General features: G+C 44.9%; 21 protein-coding genes. 20 read left to right on the top strand and 1 reads right to left on the bottom strand.

All coding sequences use genetic code 11. The features are described 5' to 3' along the window. Positions 1 to 125 precede the first annotated feature (125 nt). From EML15_RS01005 to EML15_RS00965, 9 genes are all read left to right on the top strand, one after another. Positions 126 to 755: a copper resistance CopC family protein gene (locus EML15_RS01005; RefSeq protein ID WP_246858047.1), complete on the top strand. Its 630-nt coding sequence runs from the start codon at positions 126 to 128 to the stop codon at positions 753 to 755. A 9-nt stretch (positions 756 to 764) separates the two neighbouring features. Continuing rightward, positions 765 to 1331 (top strand): copper chaperone PCu(A)C, encoded by a 567-nt coding sequence (locus tag EML15_RS01000; RefSeq protein WP_144272992.1) that lies wholly within the window; start codon positions 765 to 767, stop codon positions 1329 to 1331. A gap of 36 nt (positions 1332 to 1367) precedes the next feature. Then, entirely contained in the window at positions 1368 to 2600 is a 1233-nt protein-coding gene (locus EML15_RS00995) for a Dyp-type peroxidase (RefSeq protein WP_144272991.1), read from the top strand. Positions 2601 to 2758: 158 nt separating this feature from the next. Then, the gene (thrS, locus tag EML15_RS00990; protein WP_144272990.1) at positions 2759 to 4855 is read left to right on the top strand and encodes a threonine--tRNA ligase; all 2097 of its coding nucleotides are present in this window, start codon (positions 2759 to 2761) and stop codon (positions 4853 to 4855) included. A 39-nt stretch (positions 4856 to 4894) separates the two neighbouring features. Continuing rightward, on the top strand, positions 4895 to 5569 hold the full coding sequence (locus tag EML15_RS00985; RefSeq protein ID WP_144272989.1) for an HIT domain-containing protein: 675 nt from the start codon (positions 4895 to 4897) through the stop codon (positions 5567 to 5569). After that, positions 5562 to 6227 (top strand): phosphatidylinositol phosphate synthase, encoded by a 666-nt coding sequence (gene pgsA, locus EML15_RS00980; RefSeq protein WP_144272988.1) that lies wholly within the window; start codon positions 5562 to 5564, stop codon positions 6225 to 6227. The genes EML15_RS00985 and pgsA overlap by 8 nt, the downstream gene beginning before the upstream one ends. Before the next feature lie 49 nt (positions 6228 to 6276). Then, positions 6277 to 7182 (top strand): phosphatidylinositol mannoside acyltransferase, encoded by a 906-nt coding sequence (locus EML15_RS00975; RefSeq protein ID WP_144272987.1) that lies wholly within the window; start codon positions 6277 to 6279, stop codon positions 7180 to 7182. Between the two features lie 172 nt (positions 7183 to 7354). Then, entirely contained in the window at positions 7355 to 8524 is a 1170-nt protein-coding gene (locus EML15_RS00970) for a glycosyltransferase family 4 protein (RefSeq protein WP_144272986.1), read from the top strand. A 3-nt stretch (positions 8525 to 8527) separates the two neighbouring features. After that, positions 8528 to 9001, top strand: coding sequence for a hypothetical protein (locus EML15_RS00965; RefSeq protein WP_144272985.1), 474 nt, complete (start codon positions 8528 to 8530; stop codon positions 8999 to 9001). Here the strand turns inward: EML15_RS00965 and EML15_RS00960 are convergent. Beyond that, positions 8983 to 10287, bottom strand: coding sequence for a hypothetical protein (locus EML15_RS00960; protein ID WP_144272984.1), 1305 nt, complete (start codon positions 10285 to 10287; stop codon positions 8983 to 8985). The genes EML15_RS00965 and EML15_RS00960 overlap by 19 nt on opposite strands. Positions 10288 to 10438: 151 nt before the next feature. Between EML15_RS00960 and EML15_RS00955 the strand changes: the two genes are divergently transcribed. The 11 genes from EML15_RS00955 to EML15_RS00905 all read left to right on the top strand — a co-directional run bounded on the left by EML15_RS00955 (position 10439) and on the right by EML15_RS00905 (position 23037). Then, entirely contained in the window at positions 10439 to 11326 is an 888-nt protein-coding gene (locus EML15_RS00955; RefSeq protein ID WP_185967132.1) for an acyl-CoA thioesterase II, read from the top strand. A 154-nt stretch (positions 11327 to 11480) separates the two neighbouring features. Further along, the gene (locus EML15_RS00950) at positions 11481 to 12236 is read left to right on the top strand and encodes a YebC/PmpR family DNA-binding transcriptional regulator (protein WP_144272983.1); all 756 of its coding nucleotides are present in this window, start codon (positions 11481 to 11483) and stop codon (positions 12234 to 12236) included. A gap of 173 nt (positions 12237 to 12409) precedes the next feature. Further along, positions 12410 to 13009: a crossover junction endodeoxyribonuclease RuvC gene (gene ruvC, locus EML15_RS00945; RefSeq protein WP_144273436.1), complete on the top strand. Its 600-nt coding sequence runs from the start codon at positions 12410 to 12412 to the stop codon at positions 13007 to 13009. 46 nt (positions 13010 to 13055) lie between these two features. Beyond that, complete coding sequence (gene ruvA / locus EML15_RS00940; RefSeq protein ID WP_144272982.1) at positions 13056 to 13679, top strand: Holliday junction branch migration protein RuvA; 624 nt, start codon at positions 13056 to 13058, stop codon at positions 13677 to 13679. 42 nt (positions 13680 to 13721) lie between these two features. Continuing rightward, positions 13722 to 14801: a Holliday junction branch migration DNA helicase RuvB gene (ruvB, locus tag EML15_RS00935; RefSeq protein ID WP_144272981.1), complete on the top strand. Its 1080-nt coding sequence runs from the start codon at positions 13722 to 13724 to the stop codon at positions 14799 to 14801. Positions 14802 to 14854: 53 nt separating this feature from the next. Next, positions 14855 to 15166: a preprotein translocase subunit YajC gene (gene yajC, locus EML15_RS00930; RefSeq protein ID WP_144272980.1), complete on the top strand. Its 312-nt coding sequence runs from the start codon at positions 14855 to 14857 to the stop codon at positions 15164 to 15166. Positions 15167 to 15355: 189 nt separating this feature from the next. Continuing rightward, entirely contained in the window at positions 15356 to 17308 is a 1953-nt protein-coding gene (gene secD / locus EML15_RS00925) for a protein translocase subunit SecD (protein WP_144272979.1), read from the top strand. 2 nt (positions 17309 to 17310) lie between these two features. Continuing rightward, positions 17311 to 18438 carry a protein translocase subunit SecF gene (gene secF, locus EML15_RS00920; protein ID WP_144273435.1) on the top strand — a complete coding sequence of 376 codons (1128 nt, stop codon included), beginning with the start codon at positions 17311 to 17313 and terminating at the stop codon, positions 18436 to 18438. 79 nt (positions 18439 to 18517) lie between these two features. Further along, positions 18518 to 20107, top strand: coding sequence for an ABC transporter substrate-binding protein (locus tag EML15_RS00915; RefSeq protein WP_255455967.1), 1590 nt, complete (start codon positions 18518 to 18520; stop codon positions 20105 to 20107). A gap of 41 nt (positions 20108 to 20148) precedes the next feature. Beyond that, on the top strand, positions 20149 to 20700 hold the full coding sequence (locus EML15_RS00910; protein WP_144272978.1) for an adenine phosphoribosyltransferase: 552 nt from the start codon (positions 20149 to 20151) through the stop codon (positions 20698 to 20700). Positions 20701 to 20760: 60 nt separating this feature from the next. Beyond that, entirely contained in the window at positions 20761 to 23037 is a 2277-nt protein-coding gene (locus tag EML15_RS00905) for a bifunctional (p)ppGpp synthetase/guanosine-3',5'-bis(diphosphate) 3'-pyrophosphohydrolase (protein ID WP_144272977.1), read from the top strand. Positions 23038 to 23060 lie beyond the last annotated feature (23 nt).

Below are 23060 nucleotides of genomic sequence, written 5' to 3'. Positions count from 1 at the left end.
GGATGCGGAAGTGCTTTGTGGAAGGTGTCTTATCGCACTCAACAATGAATAGGTTTTTTCCCTGTCAATGCGTACCATGCAAAGTGGTGAGTATTTAATTTCTGAAAGGTAAGTAAAAGTTAGCTATGCAGAAGAAACATGAAAGTATAAGGCATATTTCAGGCGTATTAAGGGTAAAACCATTCATGGCTGCGCTATGTTCTGTTGTTTTTATGTTTTTGTCTGTGGCATCTTTGGTCAATGTTCCTAGTGCTTATGCTCATGATGCTGTTGTAGGTGGCAGTCCTGCTAATGAGGAAATTGTGTCAGAGTTTCCAACTACTTTGCGCCTTGATTTTTCTGGTACTCCCCGAGAAGGATTTAACACTATTGCGCTTAGCGATAGTAATGGGAAAGTTATATATTCTGGTGCTCCAGTGGTGAGTGGTCAATCTATAGTGTTAGATTTACCTGCGGATATCGAAAAGGGAACTGGTAAATATAACATTGGTTTCCAAATTACATCCTCGGATGGTCACGCCACACGAGGTAAGACTACTTTTACTGTAGCTGGTGAACAACAGCGCCAAGAAAACAACTCTGCATCTAGCGTACCTGCGACGACTACCCAAAACTCTGGTCCAGTCTCACAAACGGCTCAGGCGTCGGCAGAGAAATCTGGTTTTCCTCTAGGGTTGGTTATTGGGATTGTCATTGCAGTTGTGGTGGGTGCTCTTGTTTTGTTCATCCTATTGAACCGAAAGAAAAATAATTAAGGAGAAATTATGAAGTTCCATAAGAATGTTGTGTGTGCAGTGGCATTGTCTGCTTTGACACTTGCAGGTTGTTCTAACTCAGAGACAGATTCTCAAGAAAAAGTAGATACTGCAGCATCTGCAGCTGCGAAATTCGGTACTTCTACCACAGAATCTAAGTCTGATTCGGAGTCTGAGTCAGAAGCAGTGAGCTTTGAGGACGCATATGTTAAGTCTGCTAAAAAAGAAGATGGTATGACTGCGGTATTTGGTGTGCTGAAAAACAATACAGGTGCGGAGGTTAACATCGTGTCTGCATCTGTTTCTGTAGCGGCAAGTAGCTATGAGCTGCATGAAGTCGTCGACGGAGTTATGCGTCCGAAAGAAGGCGGTTTTGTTATTCCAGCAGGTGGTTCTCTAACTCTGCAACCAGGTGCGGAGCATATTATGCTCATGGGATTGCAAGAAGATGTTGAAGCTGGTGAGGATTATAGTGTTACCTTGAACTTGGCTGATGGCACTGAAATCGTGGTAGATGATGTTCCATCACGCTCTATTTCTTCAGGAAATGAAGATTATTCTGGTGCAGCTCACTAATCTCTGAAGTTTCTGAAGTTAAGGTGAACAACTGTTATGCAATCACATAAGAATCACAATGCTAGGTTCACTCGACGGGGATTCTTGGTTGCTACATCTGCACTTGCTGGTACAAGCGCTTTAAGTGCTTGTACCAAAGAACAAGCTCAGCAAGAATCAGTAGAACCTCAGGTTGAGCTTGCGCAACAAACTGTTGCTTTTGATGGTGCACATCAAGCTGGTATCGCTACACCAGCTCAATCTCATATGACTTTGGTTGGGTTTGATCTTCGCGCTGGTGTCGACGCAGCTGCTGTGCGACGACTTTTGCGACTGTGGACACAAGATGCCAGAGATTTAACGCAAGGGCGTAATCCTTTAGGCAGTCTTGAGCCAGAGATGGTACGTAAACCTGCCAATCTGACCATTACCTGTGGTTTTGGTCCTCGTTTTTTTGACATTATTGGTAAAGGTAGTCAGCGACCAGACTGGTTGACTCCTGTGCCGGTGTTTAGTAATGATCGTCTTGACGAAAGGTGGGGTCAAAGCGATCTGGTCATTCAGTTTTGTGGCGATGATCCGTTAACAATAGCTTTTGCTGTGCGTCACCTTACTCGCGCTGGTATTGATTATGCTACTACTCGTTGGTTTCAACAGGGTTTTCTCAATGCGCATGGTTCACACGAAAAGGGTGAAACTCCGCGTAATCTCTTTGGTCAAAAAGATGGAACAATTAATCCGCGAACATCTCAAGAATTTGACCAGCAAGTATGGATTGATGAAGACTCGGATTCTCCTGAGTGGTTGCGTGGCGGTAGTTGTATGATTGTGCGTCGGATTCATATGAATCTCGACTTATGGGAGGAACTTGATCGTGGTTCACGAGAAGTATCTTTAGGTCGTCGGTTAGATTCTGGTGCACCACTTACTGGAAAAGAAGAGTTCGATGAAGCAGATTTTTCTGCTAAGGATGATTACGGCATCCCAATTATCGATGTCAATTCCCATATGGCTTTAGCTGCGCCGCATAGTGATAATAAACGGGATCGATTATTGCGCAGAGCATATAACTACAACGAGGCACCAATACCTGGTAGTGCTGAATTATCAAATGCTGGCTTAATTTTTTGCTGTTTCCAAAAAGATCCACGGGAACAATTTATCCCTATTCAACAACGCCTCAATGATAGTGATCGTCTTAATATCTGGATCACGCATATTGGTTCAGCCATCTATGCAATTGCGCCAGGTGTTAGCGAAGATCAACATTGGGGTGAAGCTCTATTCTAGTTCTGAGGGTGCGGGGTGTGGTTTGCCATTGTTTTCTGCGTTGAAAACTAGGGTAAAGTAGGCAGAATCATTGTTGGGCATAGAATGCACTATTAATGTGTTACTGTCTTAATTTGAGAAAATTTTTTAGCACTAGCGTCCAGGTATGACGAAAGTGCATGAGCGCAGTAAGGAGCGCAGTAACCTTGTCAGCTATAGCAAATGCGTCGGCGGTAGGACACAAGCCATTTTTAGTTCCAGCTGGAACAAGTATTGGAACCGCAATGCGTGAGTTGGAACTTCCTAACAAAGGGCCTGAGGCAATTGTGTGTGCCCAGGATTTAGCAGGAAACCTGAAAGATCTTTCTTTCGTTCCAGAGCAAGAAACTCAATTCATCCCAGTTGCTGCTAATACTGAGCAAGGCCGTGCTGTGATTCGTCACTCCTGTACACACGTGCTCGCTCAGGCTGTGCAGGCTGAGTTCCCTGGTACCAAACTAGGAATCGGACCTGCAATTGAGAATGGTTTTTACTATGACTTCGACGTAGCTGAGCCTTTTTCACCAGAGGATCTTCAGAAAATCGAAAAGCGCATGAAAAAGATCATTAAGTCTGGTCAAAAATTTGAGCGTCGTGTGTATGCAGATGCTCAAGAAGCTGCTGCTGCTTTAGCTGATGAGCCATATAAATTAGAGCTAATCCAAGATAAAGGTCACGTTGCCCCTGATTCCGATGAGGCTACTGAGGTCGGAGCTGGCGAATTAACTGGGTATTACAATATCAATCCCCGTAGCGGTGAAGTTGAATGGTATGACTTATGCCGCGGACCGCATGTGCCAACCACAAAATATATTCCAGCTTTTGCGCTTACTCGTTCTTCTGCAGCATATTGGCGTGGTGATCAGTCCAAGGCTGGGTTGCAGCGTATTTATGGTACAGCGTGGGAGTCTAAAGAAGCTTTAGAGCAGTACCAAACAATGGTGGCTGAGGCAGAAAAGCGAGATCATCGTCGTCTTGGCAATGAATTGGATCTTTTTAGTTTCCCTGATGAGATTGGTTCAGGATTCCCTGTATTCCACCCCAATGGCGCTATTGTGCGCATGGAGATGGAAGAGCATTCTCGTAAGCGTCATATTGCCGCAGGTTACTCATTTGTCAATACGCCACACTTGACAAAAGGTGATTTGTTTAAGAAATCTGGACACCTTGATTGGTATGAAGAAGGAATGTTCCCAGCGATGCAGCTCGATGGGGAGACAGATGATCAGGGCAATATCACCAAACAAGCCCAGGATTACTATGCAAAGCCCATGAACTGCCCAATGCATAATCTTATTTTTGATGCGCGTGGACGTTCTTATCGAGAGTTGCCGTTGCGTCTTTTTGAGTTTGGCACGGTATATCGCTATGAGAAATCTGGAGTAATTCATGGCTTAACTCGAGCTCGTGGCTTTACCCAGGATGATGCACATATTTACTGTACTGAGGAACAGCTTGAAGAAGAATTGACCTCTGTGCTCGAGTTTGTGCTTTCGCTCTTGCGTGATTATGGTCTTGATGATTTCTATCTTGAGCTTTCGACGAAGGACCCAGAGAAATTTGTCGGTAGTGACGAAATATGGGAAAAGGCAACGAGCACTTTGCAGGCAGTAGCTCAGAAATCTGGTCTGGAACTTGTGCCTGATCCAGGTGGGGCAGCTTTCTACGGTCCAAAGATTTCAGTGCAGGCTCGTGATGCTATTGGTCGTACATGGCAGATGTCTACGGTGCAGCTTGATTTTAATCTTCCTGAACGTTTTGAGTTGGAATATACTGCGCCAGATGGCAGCAAAAAACGTCCAATCATGATTCACCGAGCGTTGTTTGGCTCAATTGAACGATTCTTTGGCGTATTGCTCGAACACTATGCTGGGGCTTTCCCAGCTTGGTTAGCACCTCAGCAGGTGGTGGGCATTCCAGTAGCTGAAGTCTTTAGTGAGCATTTAGATACGGTTATTGAGCAATTGCGTCAGCGTGGTATTCGTGCTGTCGTTGATGCTTCAGATGATCGTATGCAGAAGAAGATTCGTAACCATACCACGGCTAAGGTGCCATTTATGCTACTTGCTGGGGCACGTGATGTGGAAGCAAATGCAGTAAGTTTCCGTTTCCTTGATGGTACACAAGTCAATGGTGTGCCTGTCGCAGATGCTATTAGCATTATTGAGACATGGATTGCGCAGCGTAACAATCAGCAGCCAACTAAGGAAAATATTGAGTTTAAGAGTGCGCAGTAGCTTTATGTTTGGTCATACTGTCAGGTGAGGAAGAAAGAAATGGAGCACAACGATAATACTGAGTATCAGTATCGTGCCACTCATACCAGCGCTGACAATAGTATCCCTGATATAGGCGTTGCAGCTGGGGAGGATAAGTTGCAACGCTTATGGGCACCATATCGGATGAGCTATATTCACACGAACGACAATGCTGACAGTGCTGATGCGGTAACGCCAAAAAAGAATAATCCTTTTGTTGACATCCCTAAGATGAGTGATGAAGAAGGGCTCATCGTCGCTCGCGGTAAATTTGTTTATTGTTTGCTTAATCTTTACCCCTATAACAGTGGGCATATGATGGTTGTGCCTTATCGAGAGGTCGCTGAGCTGGAAAACTTAAGTGAGGTAGAAACCGCTGAGCTTATGCGCTTTGCAAAGAAGGCAATAGCAGTATTAAAGACAGTTTCTCAGCCTGATGCGGTTAATGCAGGGTTCAACTTAGGTAAAGCAGCAGGTGGTTCTGTTGCGCAGCACCTTCATATGCATATTGTTCCGCGGTGGACTGGGGATGCAAATTTCATGACAATAATCTCTCACACAAAAGTATTGCCACAACTCCTGCATGACACCAGAGAGTTGCTTGCCGACGCTTGGCGGAAACTTGGTGAAGACAATAGCACTGCTGCACAGAATAATATGTGCGACATAACAAAAGGTGGAGAAAATGCTTAGTGTTCATGCGCGCAGGCCAGCAGCAGTTTTTGTGGAACCAGTGGCGAAACTTTTTCTGAAAATTGGTCTTACACCCAATGCGGTAACCATTATCGGAACAGTAATTGCAATTTTATTAGTTGTGATTCTCATTCCCCTGAATCATCTTTTTGCTGCAGCTGCATTATCAGGGCTCTTTGTTGCCTTTGACATGGTAGATGGAACGATGGCAAGAATGAGTGGTGGGGGTACCAAGTTTGGGGCAACCTTAGATGCTACCTGTGATCGGATCACTGATGGTGCTTTGTTTTCTGCTATAGCGTGGTGGCTCATCTATGTGGATAATGCTCATCCTGCATTAGTGGCTGCTACGTTAAGCGTTATCGTTTCTTCGCAAGTTATCTCTTATGTGAAAGCTCGTGGCGAAGCAAGTGGCTTTGTTATGGTTGGTGGGCTTATCGAACGACCTGAACGGCTTATTTTGGGACTTAGTGGTGTGGGATTAGCTGGTTTGGGCATACCCTTTGCTTTAGAAATTTGTATATGGGTTCTTGCCTTTGGCAGTGCTTTTACCGTGGGACAGCGTTTGTGGATTGCCTCTTCATCCGAACATGCGCGAGAACGCAGTGTACCACCACAGGGAGCGCGGTCTTTTTCAGATCAAGAAGATAAAAAATAGAAACAGAAATAGCATTGGAACCCAAAACCCTAGAACAGAGCATAGATAGATGTTCCAGAAGAAAGATATTGTTGCGCAAGGTTATTTACTTGGCTGGAAAATCGTGCGAAAACTACCAGAATCATGGGCGAAAGCACTTTTTAATTACGGTGCAGATTATGCGTCCCAACGCGGAAAAGCTATGCCGCAATTGCGCAAAAATCTTATGCGTGTGGTGGGAAAAGAAAACGTTACTCGCCAGTTGGTGCAAGAGTCAATGCGCTCTTACGCGCGTTATTGGCGAGAAGCCTTTGTGCTGCCGTCGCTCGTAGGCAATGAGCAATTAATCCAAGACATAGAAGCTCATGCTCAAGGAACCCAATTTCTTCGTAGCTCGGTTAGCCAGGGAAAAGGGGTTATTTTGGTACTGCCGCATTCTGGCAATTGGGATATGGCCGGTCTATATCTTGTGTCGCAGTATGGGCAATTCACAACAGTGGCTGAGCGGCTGGAACCAACGGAAGTTTATGAAGCATTTGTTGATTTCCGCCAATCTCTTGGTTTTAAGGTGTTACCGCATCAATCCACACCTGGTCCTTATGGTGCGTTGAAAGAAACTTTGCTGAGCGGCGGAATTGTGTGTTTGCTTGGTGAACGTGATCTTAAGCGTTCTGGTGTTGAGGTAGAGTTTTTTGGGGAAAAGACGCGTATGCCTGCTGGTGCCGTGCGCCTAGCTCAGGAAACAGGTGCTGCCTTGCATGTGGTGCATAGTTGGTTCATTGAGGATAACCAATGGGGGACAAGCGTATCGGCACCTGTTGAAGTAATGGATCTGAAAACCACAATGCAAACAATTGCAACATTGATGGAGGAAAACATTAGGCAGCACCCTAAAGATTGGCATATGCTACAGCCACTGTGGTTATCTGATTTGGACGCGCGACGTTATCAGCAAGGTCTTGACAAAGAACAATAGTTTTGTTGGTTGAGAAAATAATTTTTGTTTTACTCAGGCTATAATTTTGAGGTGCGGCGTCGGCGTTTTGTGTGGGCATGATCCAAAGATGTATGGATACCGCACAGATGCGTCGGTGCATGGGCACGCACACACAACCTAAGGATAAAGATATGGAAGGAGAATATGAGCAATGAAAATTGGTATCGTCTGCCCATATTCTTTTGATGAACCAGGGGGTGTTCAAGCCCATATCCTTGATTTAGCGCAAAAACTCATTTCTATTGGGCACCAGGTTTCCGTCATTGGTCCTGCTTACGAAAACACTGATTTGCCTGATTTTGTTGTTCCTGGTGGAAAAAGTTTTCCCATTAAATACAACGGATCAGTTGCTCGACTATCTTTTGGTTTCAGTGCTTATCGACGTATGCGGGCATTCCTAAAAAATGGAAATTTTGATGTGCTGCATATTCATGAGCCCAACTCACCGAGCTATTCTTTACTTGCACTTTTAATGAGCAAAGACACTATCGTTGCTACTTATCATACTTCGAGTAGTGGGTCCAGGGTTCTGAAATTATTTTTGCCTGTGTTGCGTGGCAGTCTAGAGAAAATACGAGGTGGTATCGCTGTCAGCGAGATGGCGCGTCGATGGCAAGTAGAACAACTCGGTGGCGATTCGGTTCTTATTCCTAATGGGGTCGATACCTCAGTGTTTGGTCGTGCTTATGAGTTAGCACAGGATAAGAAAAACAATGCTCAAAGTGAAAAAATTGAGATTGTTTTTTTGGGCAGAATAGATGAACCTCGTAAAGGGCTTGATATTTTGCTTCGTGCTATAGAGATGCTTTTCTCTATGTCGCAACGCTACCAAGAGAAAATACAGGTAACGGTTATTGGGGCAGGAACCCCTCGTGATCTTCCAGGAGTGGATTTCGTCGGAAAAGTCTCTGATGAACAAAAAGCGGCTATCCTTGGACGTGCTGATATCTATGTAGCCCCTAATACTGGTGGAGAGAGCTTTGGCATTGTTCTCGTAGAAGCAATGGCGGCAGGATGTGCAGTGGTTGCTAGTGATTTAGAAGCCTTTGCGGCTGTATGCAATGCTAAAGCGAAGCAGCCAGCAGGTATTCTTTTCGAGAATGAAAACTCTAGCGAACTTGCCCAAAAGTTAGCGTTGCTCATTGATGATGAGTCATTGCGCCAGCGTTATATTACAGCTGGTTTAGAACGAGCCCGTATTTATGATTGGGATAATGTAGTCGAGAAAGTATTGCGCGTGTATGAAACAGTTACTGTCTCAGATACTCGATATGTAGGGTATGATGCTCATGCTGATCAATCTTCTCAATGCGGAAAATAAATTATGTATATCCTGCTTATCATCATTACATCGGTAGTCGTAACCTTGTTTTTTGTGCAGTTATATACAATTGCACAGCGTCTCGACAGATTGAATATTCGTGTTGATTCTTCTTTGCAAGCATTGCAAGCTATGCTCGATCAGCGGGCGGCAGTGCTTGCTGCGATAGATCCAAAATATGAAACCATTGCCAGCGCGGCAGAAGCTGTGGCATTAAAATATGATTCTTTTTTAGAGCGCAGTGAGAAGGAACGTGATATTTCTGCTGCCATTGCTGCGATGGGTCATAATATGCCTCCGCGAATTGCAGAGGCGCAGGCTCGGGTGCAATTGGCACATCGTTTTTACAATGATGCAGTCGCTGATACGCGTGCACTCAGGCGCAGGCCACTAGTACGAATTTTTAGATTAGGGGGCACATCTGTTATGCCGCGTTTCTTTGAGTTTACGGATTATTCTCATTTTTCCGAGAATTGATTGTTGCGTGTTGGTGAGCTGGATAAGGTCTGCTTGAGCCAGCAAGCACTGATAATGGCGCTGATAAAGACGAGGATATTACGAGCTGCTAGTGCTACTAATGCCCAGGAGAAAATATCTGCTTGCATAATATCGCCATAGTGGAACGGGTAAATATAGGTTCCCAGGGCAGTAATTACTAGGCACAGTATGCACAAAAGTCGTACATACTTATTGTGGGGTTGCTTTAATAAGCAAATGCTCAAGATAGGTCCAAGCCAAACAAGATATTGTGGTGAAAATACTTTATTAGTAACCAGTAGACAGATGATGATTGTTACTGTCCAAGAAAGGGTAACAAGCGGGTCATAAGCATAGGGGGCGCGTAGGGTTTTGACCGCCCATAACAGACAAAAAATGATTAGTAATCCAAACCCTATGCTAGAAATCATTAGGGCTGTTGATACTCCTGGTCCGCTGATCTCAAAGCTTTTCGACGGTGCGTAGAAAATTTCATAGCTACCATCTGAAAGACCGGGCATACCATGTAAGAGCATAAAAGGAGTGGCCCAAAAAGATTCAATTTGTAGACCTCTATCGCTTTGATAGGTCAGTGGACTTGTGATACGAGTAATGCCGGAAGCTCCGATGATGCTTAGTGCGATAAGCAGTATTGTTGCCCCAAAAACCCCGACAGTGCGTGCGCTCATTTTCTTTTTGCTGCTTAAGAGTCCTGCGGCTAATACTCCCGGCCAGAGTTTAAGCATGGTTGCGATAGCTAGGATTGCGGAAGAAAAAGTAGGCGAGGTAAATAGAGCCAAGGCAAAGATACCAATACATACTCCGGGAATAATATCTAGTCGAAGAACGGACATATGCAGTGCTGTGACAGTGAAAAAGATCCAGAAAACACTAGCGGAAAAGGTTCCTTTTTGTTTTTGGCAGAGAATAAAGCACAGGAAGATCGCGTCGAGAGCGATAGTAGCTATGATGAGTGCAATCGTGAATGCGTTTTCATCGTTACTGAATAGGGCGAGTAGCTGGAGTGGTGCTAGAAGCAGCGCAGGGTACTCATTGAGTGCATCAGATTCCGGGTGAGTAATGCCATAAAAATAATAGTGCGCATCACCAGTAGGCATTGGTTCTGCGTGGACTCCTGCGATGATAACAAGTTTAGCGATGAGCCATAGAATCCAGATGGCTGTTATTTTTATTGGCGAAAAAGGGCGCGACCATAGTTTTCGGTTTGATTGTATTTTTGATTGCACTATGGCAGTTTTCGTGGTGTTCTTTGCACTATCGGACACGAATGCACACTTTACATGAGTTTTTATTGTCATGCGTTTCTTATCTGTGTGTGATTTCACATTTTCATAATTACTTAAGATACCCTGAAGAAAACCTCAGTGAACGTAAAAGAACGCGAAGGCAGAAAACAGAAAAAGGGGATGAGGCGTTGTGGCTAGATTAGAACAGATCCTTAGCCTAAAACAGATAGCGGAACCGTGGGAGAAACAGCCAGGGCATGAGCGTATGCTCTTTCTGAGCAAGCCTCATTCTTCTACACTGATTCGTACATTTGGGGGACAAATTGTTGCCCAGGCTCTTGCTGCGGCGTGGAAAACTGTTGATGCGGGCTATCAGATTCATTCTTTACACGCTTATTTTTTGCGAGCTGGTGATACCACCAGCTCTACGGGCTATGAAGTGGAAAAGATCCGTGATGGACGTAGTTTTCTTGTCCGGCGCATTACTGCAACTGAAAATGGGCGAATAATTTTTCATATGATGGCTAGTTTTCAACAAGCTGGGGATCATGGGGTGGAGCATAGTGATCCCATACCGGTAGTTACCCCGCCTGATGAGATTGATATTTCTCGAGATCATTTACCACAGCGATACCAGCATTTGCTGGCAGAATGGCCAGAATGGGATGTTCGCATTGTGCCATCGGAATACTATGATGCGAGCCCTGCGACGCAGCAATCACCAATACAGAATGTGTGGTTTAAGTACAAACATCAGCTTGGCGACGAGGAGCAGCTTCATACTTTAGGGTTGGCATATATGTCCGATATGACCCTGATTCATGCTGCTTTGATGCATCATCAGGAGCAGAAGGTGCAATTAGCCTCTCTCGACCACGCGATATGGTTTTACCGTCCTTGCTCAGTTGATGAGTGGTTCCTGTATTCGCAACAATCGCCTACGGCAAAAAGTGGGCGCGGAGTAGTGACAGGGCGAATTTTTAATCAGCAAGGAGAATTGGCAGCTGTTGTGGTGCAGGAAGGGCTGACGAGGATTCTACGAGGAGATGCGCGTGAGAGTATTCACAAGGATTCGTGAGCAAAATGCAATCATGAAATTCATAAAATGTGTTATTGCAGTATAATTGGCGAAGTTAGCTGTAAGTGTGGTTTCTCTTAGCTTGTTATAAGTGGTATCGAAACATAATCAGTATCAGCATAAAATGCATAATTCACTCTGAGAAAGGCAGTCAATGTCCGGACATTCCAAATGGGCGACAACAAAGCATAAGAAAGCTGCAAATGATGCAAAGCGTGGTAAAGAATTTGCCAAGCTAATCAAGAATATCGAGGTTGCTGCCCGAACAGGTGGTGGCGATCCTGCGGCAAACCCCACTCTTGACGATATGATCAAGAAAGCCAAGAAGGCTTCTGTGCCAAATGACAATATCGAGCGTGCTCGCAAGCGCGGTTCAGGCGAGGAAGCCGGTGGTGCAGATTGGCAGACCATTATGTATGAAGGTTATGGTCCCAATGGTGTGGCTATGCTCATTGAGTGTCTGACTGATAACCGCAATCGTGCTGCATCTGAGGTGCGTACTGCCATGTCGAAGAATGGCGGAAATATGGCGGAATCAGGTGCAGTGTCTTATCTGTTCTCTCGTCGTGGAGTTGTGTTAGTAGAAAAAGGCGAATTAACCGAAGATGATTTGCTACTAGCTGTTCTTGAAGCTGGCGCGGAAGAGGTAAATGAAGTAGGCGATAAGTTCGAGATTCTTTCTGCGCCAAGTGATGTTCCTGCGGTTAAAGAAGCGTTGACTGAGGCAGGGATAGAGATTGACGAGGCCGATACGGACTTCCGTGCTTCAGTGTTAGTGCCATTGGAGCTGGCAGATGCCAAGCGTATTTTCAAGCTTATCGACGCTTTGGAAGATTCTGATGATGTGCAGAATGTTTATTCCAATATGGATCTTAGCCAGGAAGTACTTGAGGCATTAGAAGCAGAATAAAATAGTGTGCCCAGCTATACAGCTCCATACCATTGGTATGGAGCTGTTTTTGATGGAAACTGATTATGTAAACCATATCGAAAAAATGTGCTAATATCCTAGTGGGAATAACCTTGTGCAAGGCTTCTTTCTGATTTCTCATACTGGTACTACTAAGAAAGGCTGTGGGTAAGATGCTGCCAGAACGATTGAGGGTTATGGGTATTGACCCTGGTCTTACTCGATGTGGTCTTTCGGTTGTGGAAAATGGTCGAGGCAGGGCAGTGATTCCTATTGCAGTGGCAGTGGTGCGTACGCCTAGTCATGCGCAGCTTGCTCAACGGTTATTGGAACTAAGCCAAGCGGTTAATGAATGGATGGATGAGTATCGTCCAGATGTTGTGGCGATCGAGCGTGTTTTTGAGCGTGGAAATGTCTCTACAGTAATGAATACTGCTCATGGGGTTGGCGTTCTCATGCTAAGCGCGGCGCAACGTAATATCCCAGTACATATGTACACACCAAGTGAAGTAAAAAAAGCCATATCTGGCAATGGTGGCGCTGATAAAAAACAAATGACTGCTATGGTTACTCGCATCTTAGGATTATCTCAAGCACCCAAACCTGCTGATGCGGCAGATGCGTTGGCTCTTGCTATTTGTCATTGCTGGCGAGCGCCAATGCTTTTGCGGCAACAAGAGCAAGAAGAACAAGCAGAAATTCGTCGCCAACATCAACAAGGAGTGCTGGCGCGTAAGAAGCAACAAGCTAATGTTAGTTCTTATCGGGTTTAGAAAAATTGGGTTGAGCGTCGGAAAGCAAAAGGAAACAGGCTAGAGCATGATTGCATCCTTAAGAGGAACGGTTGTCGCCTTGGACTCACAGCAGGCGATTATTGAATGTCATGGTGTGGGATATCAGGTCATTGCGCCAACTACTACATTGGCGCAATTCCAGCGTGGTGCGGAAATTTTTGTGTTGGTCAGTGCAGTTATTCGCGAAGACTCACATACTTTATATGCTTTTTTGGATCAGGAAGATAAAGATATGTTTGCTGTGCTGCAGACAGTATCTGGTGTTGGTCCGCGGTTGGCGCTTGCTGTGCAGTCGTTACTATCGGTTTCTGAGATAGCTCAAGCGATTTCAACAGGAGATGCTAAGACATTGCAGCGTGTTCCTGGGGTAGGAAAGCGCGCTGCAGAGCGAATGATTGTGGATCTAAAAGAGAAAATAAGTAGTTTCCACGCAGCCCAGTCAGACGACACGATGAGTACAGTTGGTTCGCAAGAAGTCATGGATATATCTTCTGATACTTTTAATCATGTCGTAGAAGCACTGATAGGTTTGGGTTTTGCCGAAAAGACTGTGCAACCTATTGTGGCGTCGATTATGCAAGCGCAACCAGATTTAGCAATGTCAGCTGTGTTAAAAGCGTCGTTGAGTGCGCTTAATGAACAGAAATAGCAATCACAGTATAGAGTGCCAGAATAATTGAGGAGCTAGCTTATGGCGAGTGTGGAAAAAACAGAGTTTAATGTGCCTGAGGCTCGGGAAAGAGTAAAAAGCGGTCAATCTGGAAACTCTGCAATAGCTGCACATCAGCAACGTGATGATGTGGATGCTGAGCCTACCTTGCGCCCACGAAGTCTCAAAGAATTTATTGGGCAGCCTAAAGTATGTAATCAATTAGATCTTGTGCTTACTGGGGCTAAAAATCGTGGTGTCACCCCTGACCATGTTTTGCTATCAGGTCCACCTGGTCTTGGCAAAACGACGATGGCGATGATCATTTCCTATGAGCTGGGAACAAGCCTACGAATGACCTCCGGGCCTGCACTAGAACGTGTAGGCGATTTAGCTGCTATGTTATCGAATCTCATGGAAGGTGATGTTTTATTCATTGACGAAATACATCGTATGGCGCGTCCTGTGGAAGAAATGCTCTACACCGCTATGGAGGATTTCCGGATAGACGTCATCGTCGGAAAAGGACCAGGGGCCACTTCCATTCCTTTAGAGCTAGAGCCTTTTACCCTTGTTGGAGCGACAACTCGCTCAGGAATGCTGACTGGACCATTGCGAGATCGTTTTGGCTTTACTGCCCAAATGGAATTTTATGATACAGATGACCTCACCAAAGTCGTACTGCGAGCGGCAAAAATTCTCCAGGTAACTATCGACGCAGATGCAGCGGCAGAAATTGCATCCCGATCACGAGGAACACCTCGTATTGCTAATCGCTTATTACGTCGAGTGCGCGATTTTGCTGAAATACATTCCAATGGACATATTGATCTTGGTGCTGCACAAGCTGCATTGGTAGTTTTTGATGTAGATGAGCAAGGTCTTGATCGACTCGATCGCGCAGTCCTAAGCGCGCTGATCAAAGGTCATGGTGGTGGTCCTGTGGGAGTCAATACACTTGCGATAGCAGTGGGAGAAGAACCCTCTACAGTAGAAGAAGTATGCGAACCGTATCTGGTACGTGCTGGAATGCTCACCCGAACAAATCGAGGAAGAGTAGCTACTGCTGCCGCCTGGCAACATTTAGGACTAGAACCACCAGAAGATATTTTGTTGCGCTAGCACAGTAGTCTGTTAAATGCATAGTGGAGTTTTGTCTGGCATTATAGGTAGCTATGAATGTTATGCTGTTTATTATTGCGCTTGTCGTAATTATTTTGCCTTCTTTCTTTGTACAACGTAAGCAACAGCGTTATGCACGTGAGTTAAATAATCTTCAAGATAATCTTGTTATTGGTGATCGCGTTGTGACAACTGCGCGTATACATGGTGTTATTCGTGGTATTCATGAATCAACTGTAGAACTTGAGATTGCACAGCATACTGTCGTGGTAATTGATAAAGCAGCAATTGTGCAGAAGAAAAACGATCATGATGATGTTGAGATAGTTGATAGCACTGTGCACAATGATTCTCGCGATGAATGAGCAGTTAATTAAAATTAAGACAGAACTAATACACAAAAACACATTATTCATATAGATCCATAGAGACAGCGTTTGTGAGTTTTGTGTGCTCAGGCGGCAGCAGTAGTATAGTGATTTGGTCAATTCTATATGTCGCCTCATTGCGTATAGTTATTGGATTATTTAGAAAATCTAAGAGGGAGAACTTCATTGCCTTCCAAATCCCGTGGAGCTAGGTCAAAATGGAATACATGGCCTAAGAAGGCGTTAGGGCTGTTCATCGCAGTAATCATTGCTGTGTATGCATTGGTATTTTTTACTGGTGATCGCTTGCCAAAGCCTAACTTAGGTATTGATTTGCAAGGTGGTACCAGAATTACACTCGTGCCACAAGGTGAACAACCTACGCAAGATCAATTAGCCCAAGCGCGTAATATCTTGGAAAACCGTGTTAATGGTATGGGTGTTTCTGGGGCAAAAGTCATCACCGATGGCAATACTCTTGTTATTACTGTTCCAGGTGAAGACACAGCTCAGGCGCGTTCTTTAGGTAAAACCTCACAGTTAGTTTTTCGTCCTGTAGCGCAAGTTGCACCGACTGATGCTGATTTTGAGGCATTACCAGCTGAAATGGAAAAGATGGCTAATCGTTGGGTCAGCGTGGGTGCACTTACCGCCGATCAAGCCAATGAACGTCTCAAACAACTTGCTGAGGATCTCACAAAACTCAAAAAACAAAATGATCCCGAAGCCAAGGAACTTACTCCAGCTAAAGTATCTGCAAAACAACCACAAGAGGCTGTGAACTCACTTGAGGCTGAGAAGCAACGCAAAGAATTAGCAGACGTTCTTCTTGCTGATCGTCAGGCAGATACTTCCTTAAAACAATTATCGGCATCATTCTTATTGCGATGCGATAGCGACAAACCTGATCTACTGCAAGGTGCAGATGATCCTGCACTCCCATTGGTGACCTGTGATCCAAGTGCACAACAAGCTATGATTCTTGGTCCTTCTCCCGTTCTTGAAGGCCAAGATGCTAATCAAGCTCAAGCAAAACGCTTGACAGGTAATGAAGTGGATACTAATGAACCAATTACCGGTGGGTTTGATGCACAAAGCGGCAAGATGCAGATTACGTTTAAGTTCAAGTCTGCGAAGAACGAAAAGGGCTCAGAAACATGGGCGAAACTCACCAATGAATATGTTGGTCGTCAAGTAGCTATTACTCTGGATTCTGAAGTATTGTCTGCACCACAGATTGAGCAGCCTACCCCAGTTGGTGAGCGTACTGCCATCACCAGCAGCACAATGACTCAAGCACAGACACAGGAATTAGCTAACAACTTGCGTTATGGTGCTTTACCATTAAGTTTCGTCGGTGAGAATGGTGAATCAGGCGGTACAGCTATTACTGTCCCTGCTTCCCTTGGTATTGCTTCGTTGAAGGCAGGTTTGATAGCAGGGCTTGTCGGTCTGATAGCCGTTGCTCTTTATTCATTGTATTTCTATCGTTTCTTTGGCCTGATTTCCTTGTTATCACTAGGTGCTTCTTTTGCTTTGGTCTATGGCGCATTAGTCCTACTCGGTCGCCTAGTGGGATATTCTCTTGATCTGGCAGGTATTGCTGGTTTGATCATTGGTATTGGTACTACTGCCGATTCTTTTGTGGTGCTGTATGAAAGAATTAAAGACGAAGTGCGTGACGGAAGAACTTTCCGTTCAGCAGTAGCACATGGCTGGGATCGTGCCAAGCAAACAATCATCACTGGTAATGCAGTGACACTCATTGCAGCAGTAATTATTTATGCTCTTGCAGTTGGCGAGGTGAAAGGTTTTGCTTTCACTTTAGGGCTGACCACAGTATTCGATATTTTAGTCACTTTCCTCGTAACAGCACCATTAGTTATTCTTGCTTCTCGTAAACCTTGGTCCGCTAAACACTCTGTAAACGGACTTGGAAAAGTGTTTGCGCTAGCTCGACATACTGCTAAAGAGGCACAACCCGTATTGGCGCAATCGGTGAAAGAAAGTCATCATTCGGATACACAAATGGGGATGGCTAAACCACTAGCATCAACACATAGGGATGCGCATAAAGCTGACGACGAGCAGGGAATAGCTCAGGATGAACATGACAACGATAAGGGAGAGCAGGTGTAATGATGAGTGAAAACACTACTTTAACTAAGCTCTACACCGGCGAAGGCGGAATAGATTTCGTCGGAAAACGTCGTAAGTGGTACATCACTACTGCAGTTGCATTGCTTATTTGCATTATTGCTATTGCATTACGCGGTTTTAATTTAGGAATTGATTTTGTCGGCGGCACGAAGATGAATATGCCAGCAGCGAATCTCGATACCGCGCAAGTGGAAAAGACCTTTACCGAGGCTACCGGTGTCACTCCTGAGCAGGTGCAAGTTGTCGGTTCAGGTGACAGCAAAATTCTTGAAATAAACTCAGAGCGCTTAAGCGAAGATCAAATCACTAAAGCTCGCACTGAGCTTTATGAGGCATATAAACCACAAGATAGCACTGGGAAAGCAACCCCCGATGTAATCGGTGACTCCACTGTTTCTGAGGCATGGGGCTCTACGATTACTAATCGAATGCTGATTTCGATGGTGGTATTCCTTATCGCAGTATTTGTGTATATCGCAATTCGACTGCAAAAAGAGATGGCTGTTGCTGCTATTGCTGCTTTGTTCGTGGATCTTATTGCGATCAGCGGTATTTATGCTATCTGCGGCTTTGAGGTAAGTCCAGCATCAGTTATTGGTTTGCTGACAGTATTGGCATTCTCGCTCTATGATACTGTTATCGTTTTTGATAAAGTTCGGGAAAATACAGCTGGTTACCTGGGCACTACAAGAAAAACCTATGCTGAACACGCTAACTTAGCAATCAACCAAACAGTGATGCGCTCTATCTCCACCACAGTGATCTCAGTATTGCCCATTATCGCACTTATGGTTATTGCTGTCTGGCTTATGGGAGTAGGAACACTCAAAGATTTGGCATTGGTACAGTTCATCGGAGTACTTGAAGGTACTCTTTCTTCTGTATTCCTTGCGACACCAATCCTAGTGGATCTGAAAAACAGAACTGCAAAGACTAAAGCGCACAATCGTAAAGTAACCCATGAGCGCCTTGCTGAAAACGAAAGTGCACGTCCTGCATTGCAGGATGAATATGATTATGAGGAAGATGTAACAGCTACCAGTGATGTCGCAACTTCTCAGTACACTTCGCATTCGACAGGTGCTAGTTGGCGCCCGAATAAGAGCTGACAACGGGATAAGGATGAAATAAGTGGGAAGAAGTAAGCAAAAGTTTTCTTTATGTTCCATTCTCCACAAGTGCTGTTGTGTGATTACTGCATTCACGTTGGTGTTCCTATTAGGCGCATGTGGAAAAGCTGAGGTAGAACAAGAATCTGCTTATACAGATACGTTTTCTTATGCAGTAAAAAATGTTTTGCTTACTTCTAATGCTGCTAATGATTTGGGAGTTGCTACTAACGCTCAAGTCCTTTCAGCACGTTTATATCCCTCCACGCATGTTCCAGGTCCTAAAGGGCAGTTAATCCCCAATACTGATTTCGCAACTGCTCAATTCTTGCCTGGTAATAATCAACGTGTGCTCTATACCATTTCGGATAAAGCTGTATATTCTGATGGCGAGCCTGTCACGTGTGATTCTTTCTTACTTGCATTTGTCGCAGGGGATATGGATGTACTCTTCGGCTCACATATGCCGCTTATGCACCAGGTAGAAAGAGTTGAATGCAATCCAGGTTCTAAAAATGCAACAGTAGTGTTCAAGGAAGGATTTGGGGCACGCTGGCGGCAATTATTTGGCCCAGGAGTGTTATTGCCTGCACACGCCATAGCTAATAAAGCGGGACTAACCTTAGCAGACCTCAACGCGGCATTGGTCAATCGTGATGAAACAACTCTTGCTAGTATCGCTCAGATTTGGAATCAAGGATATAGCTTGAGCAATTTTGATCCTGAGCTCCAAGTATCTTCTGGTCCATATAAAATCGACAGTGTTGGACAGAATTCAGAAGTAATTTTGAGCCGCAATGATCGTTATTTCGGAGAGCCAGCCAATATCGAGAAAATAGTGGTATGGCCAGGAACAACAGATCTGAAAAGCCTAGCGAAAGAAACAAAATTAGGTATTGCAGAAGTAAAAAACAACGATTCACTTTCTTGGGTCAATCGAGATGACAACTACAACCCCTATGACATTGTTTCTGAAGCCGGTGTGTTAACCGAACAACTACTACTTAGTTCTTCAGGACTATTCGAGGATATCGAACTGCGTAAGGCTTTTGCTGCGTGTATCGACCAAACAGCAATTGCCCAAGTATCGTCGGAGCATGCTGGTGCAGAAGTTCATCCAGTTACAGTACGTACAGTCCGAGCGCATGACCCTGTTGTTGCACAATTAGGTGATATAGCCCAATCGCATCTAGGGGTTGATATTGAAGCTGCACGCGCTCTTGAAGGACAAACAATTCGTATTGGCTACTTAGGAGAAGACTCGAGGAAAGCCGCGATTGTAGAAAACATTGCGCAGACATGTGCACCAGCAGGCATCAATGTTGTCGACGTGTCAGGTGAGTTAGACGAAGAAACACCACGCGCTTTGGTGCAAGCTATTGTTGATGAAAATGGGTTACTTCGCTCAGAAGGTGTTGCTGATGCGTATATTCAAGCTGTAGACCCTATGGTTGAGTTTGACTATATTCCACATTTGAGCACTGATGTTGCAGCAGTTCGTGCAGATGAGCTTGCTTCATGGGAGCAGATGATTACAATTCCTTTGAGTTCGCATCCACGAGTATTTGTGGTGGATAAGAATGTAGAAAATGTTGTACCAAACACTGATCTCTATAGTATTGGTTGGAACATGGATAGATGGCAGCCAAAGGAACAGAAAGCTCAGTAGCAGCACCCTCATAACCTCTAAGACAGAAAGAACAAAGCCACATGGATACCTCGTCACCATATAAAGACGCACATCAAGCGCTTAACGAAAAAACACGATTAGTGCAGGATTTTCCTATACCAGGAGTGCTTTTTGAGGATCTCACCCCAGTGCTTGCTGACCGTCATGCTTTTAGGATGCTCGTCGAAGAGCTTTCTGCAGCAGCACAACGTGCTGGAGCAGATATGATTGGTGGACTAGATGCTAGGGGATTTTTACTTGGTTCGGCGGTGGCTTTTAACATCGGTACAGGTATTTTATCTATCCGTAAAAAGAATAAACTGCCGCCTCCAGTAATCAGCGAAGATTTTTCTCTGGAATATGGTACTGCTTCTTTGGAATTACCAGCAGACGGCATCGATCTTGTTGGCAAAAAAATCTATCTGATTGATGATGTGCTTGCTACCGGCGGCACACTCGTTGCTGCTCGACGCTTAATCGAACGATGTGGCGGTGTCGTGTCTGGATTTGGTGTGGTTCTAGAAGTTCCTTCACTAGGTGGGCGAGAAAAATTAGCTGGTTCTGATTTGTTTGTGGTCAATGAGCCACAGTAAAGTTTTAGAAATATCGTGAATGCTCACAAAACCGCGTAATGTGTAGGAGCGAAGCCAGTTATGACCAATAATCGTGTCCCAAAACAACAAAACTCGGTTCGTAGAATGTCGGCTCGGCTCGCTCGTAGTTTAACAGGCAATCGCGTTAAAATTAATCCTGTTCTCGAGCCATTATTGAGCATCCATCGAGAGTTTCATCCTAAAGCAGACTATGCCATTTTAGAGCGTGCATATAGTACAGCCGAGCGCCTGCATGAAGGAGTCTTTCGTAAATCTGGTGATCCCTACATCACACACCCCTTAGCGGTAGCGACCATAGCAGCTGAGATCGGTATGGATACGACTACTCTCGTTGCAGCGCTTCTACATGACACAGTAGAAGACACGGATTACTTTTTAGAAGACCTTACGAGAGATTTCGGTGAAGAAGTGGCTCGTTTGGTAGATGGTGTGACCAAACTGGACAAAGTTGCCTTAGGTGCAGCAGCTGAGGCAGAAACTATCCGCAAGATGATTGTGGCTATGAGCCAAGATCCACGAGTCTTAGTCATTAAAGTTGCCGATCGATTGCATAATATGCGGACAATGCGTTTTCTGCCTCCGGAAAAGCAAGCGAAAAAAGCACAGCAGACTCTCGAAGTAATTGCGCCTTTGGCACATCGCTTAGGGATGGCGAATGTGAAATGGGAGTTAGAAGATCTTTCTTTTGCCATTCTTTATCCAAAGAAATATGAAGAAGTAGTGCGACTTGTGGCAGAACGTGCTCCTTCACGCGATCGTTATCTCAAGGAGATAACGTCGCAATTGCAAAATGCATTACGCGAAAATCACATTGAAGCGCGCGTCATGGGACGGCCAAAACATTATTGGTCTATTTATCAGAAAATGATTGTACGCGGTAAAGACTTTGAGGAAATTCTTGATCTGGTGGGTATCAGAATCCTCGTGGACACCGTCAACGGCTGTTATGCGGCAATCGGTGTAGTTCACTCGCTCTTTTCTGCCATGCCAGGAAGATTTAAGGACTACATATCTAGTCCTAAGTTTGGCGTATATCAATCACTGCATACCACAGTGATGACTCCCAATGGTAAGCCTTTGGAAGTGCAAGTACGCACCCATGAGATGCACTATAACGCTGAGTTCGGCATTGCAGCCCACTGGCGTTATAAAGAAACAAAAGGCAGCCATAGCGGTGAACAAGCAGAAGTTGATCACATGGCATGGATGCGTCAATTACTTGATTGGCAAAAAGAGGCTGCAGATCCTAATGAGTTTCTTGATAGCTTGCGCTATGACCTGTCTAGCAAACAAATCTTTGCCTTTACCCCTAAAGGTGATGTGGTTAATCTTCCTGTTGATTCAACACCTGTCGATTTTGCTTATGCAGTTCATACCGAAGTCGGACACCGGTGTATTGGTGCAAAAATCAATGGCAAGCTCGTAGCTTTGGAGTCAAAATTAAAATCTGGAGATCAGGTTGAAATTTTTACTTCCAAAGATCAAAACTCTGGGCCTAGTCGAGACTGGCAGGACTTTGTCGTCTCACCACGAGCTAAGACAAAAATTCGCCAATGGTTCGCAAAAGAACGTCGTGAAGAGTATCTGGAAGCAGGACGAGATGCACTCGCTGCGGAAGTACAGCGTGGCGGTTTGCCTATGCATAGGCTTTTTACTGCGCAATCAATGAAAGCTGTAGCAAATGAACTGCATTATCCAGATGTAGACGCTCTTTATACCGCAATCGGATCCGGTTCTGTTTCTGCGGCAAGTGTGGCGCACAGACTCATGGCAGCTTTCGGAGATGCTGATGAGGCAGAAGACACTCTCGTATCTCGTACCCCTTTTAGTGAACTGGTCACCTCGAAGCAAAAAGTATCAGACTCCCAAGGCGTGCTGGTAGAAGGTAGCCCAGATGTTATGGCAAAACTAGCCAAGTGCTGTATGCCAGTGCCCGGAGATGATATTTTTGGTTTCGTTACTCGTGGAGGTGGCGTCTCAGTACACCGAACAGACTGCACGAACGCCACAAAACTGCAATCGGAACCAGAGCGTTTAGTCACGGTTTCGTGGGCGTCGGAAGGCTCTGGTTCGGTTTTTGCCGCTACATTGCAAATTGAAGCTCTAGATCGTACTGGTTTGCTTATGGAATTGACTCGTGTCATCAATGAACAGCGAGTATCAGTAGTAGCTATGAATTCCCATGCCTCTCAAGATCGAGTAGCAACAATTCGGTTTACATTCTCGGTGTCAGATACCAAGCAGCTAGGTGCCTTGATGACTCAACTTCGTAATACTGAGGGTGTATTCGATGTGTACCGAGTAACCACAGGATAGTGTCGGGTTGCACATCTGCACGC

This window comes from Corynebacterium sp. sy017 (genome assembly GCF_017918135.1).
Classification (GTDB): domain Bacteria; phylum Actinomycetota; class Actinomycetes; order Mycobacteriales; family Mycobacteriaceae; genus Corynebacterium.
Note: the sequence above shows the minus strand (reverse complement) of the source record. Positions and strands in the feature narration are given on the sequence as shown.

Coding starts and splice junctions, on each gene's coding strand:
- EML15_RS00975 (WP_144272987.1), top strand. CDS start 6,277: ATGTTCCAGAAGAAAGATATTGTTGCGCAAGGTTATTTACTTGGCTGG.
- yajC (WP_144272980.1), top strand. CDS start 14,855: ATGAATGTTATGCTGTTTATTATTGCGCTTGTCGTAATTATTTTGCCT.
- EML15_RS00905 (WP_144272977.1), top strand. CDS start 20,761: ATGACCAATAATCGTGTCCCAAAACAACAAAACTCGGTTCGTAGAATG.
- ruvC (WP_144273436.1), top strand. CDS start 12,410: ATGCTGCCAGAACGATTGAGGGTTATGGGTATTGACCCTGGTCTTACT.
- EML15_RS00995 (WP_144272991.1), top strand. CDS start 1,368: ATGCAATCACATAAGAATCACAATGCTAGGTTCACTCGACGGGGATTC.
- EML15_RS01000 (WP_144272992.1), top strand. CDS start 765: ATGAAGTTCCATAAGAATGTTGTGTGTGCAGTGGCATTGTCTGCTTTG.
- ruvB (WP_144272981.1), top strand. CDS start 13,722: ATGGCGAGTGTGGAAAAAACAGAGTTTAATGTGCCTGAGGCTCGGGAA.
- thrS (WP_144272990.1), top strand. CDS start 2,759: ATGAGCGCAGTAAGGAGCGCAGTAACCTTGTCAGCTATAGCAAATGCG.
- secF (WP_144273435.1), top strand. CDS start 17,311: ATGAGTGAAAACACTACTTTAACTAAGCTCTACACCGGCGAAGGCGGA.
- EML15_RS00985 (WP_144272989.1), top strand. CDS start 4,895: ATGGAGCACAACGATAATACTGAGTATCAGTATCGTGCCACTCATACC.
- EML15_RS00970 (WP_144272986.1), top strand. CDS start 7,355: ATGAAAATTGGTATCGTCTGCCCATATTCTTTTGATGAACCAGGGGGT.
- ruvA (WP_144272982.1), top strand. CDS start 13,056: ATGATTGCATCCTTAAGAGGAACGGTTGTCGCCTTGGACTCACAGCAG.
- EML15_RS00965 (WP_144272985.1), top strand. CDS start 8,528: ATGTATATCCTGCTTATCATCATTACATCGGTAGTCGTAACCTTGTTT.
- EML15_RS01005 (WP_246858047.1), top strand. CDS start 126: ATGCAGAAGAAACATGAAAGTATAAGGCATATTTCAGGCGTATTAAGG.
- EML15_RS00910 (WP_144272978.1), top strand. CDS start 20,149: ATGGATACCTCGTCACCATATAAAGACGCACATCAAGCGCTTAACGAA.
- EML15_RS00950 (WP_144272983.1), top strand. CDS start 11,481: ATGTCCGGACATTCCAAATGGGCGACAACAAAGCATAAGAAAGCTGCA.
- pgsA (WP_144272988.1), top strand. CDS start 5,562: ATGCTTAGTGTTCATGCGCGCAGGCCAGCAGCAGTTTTTGTGGAACCA.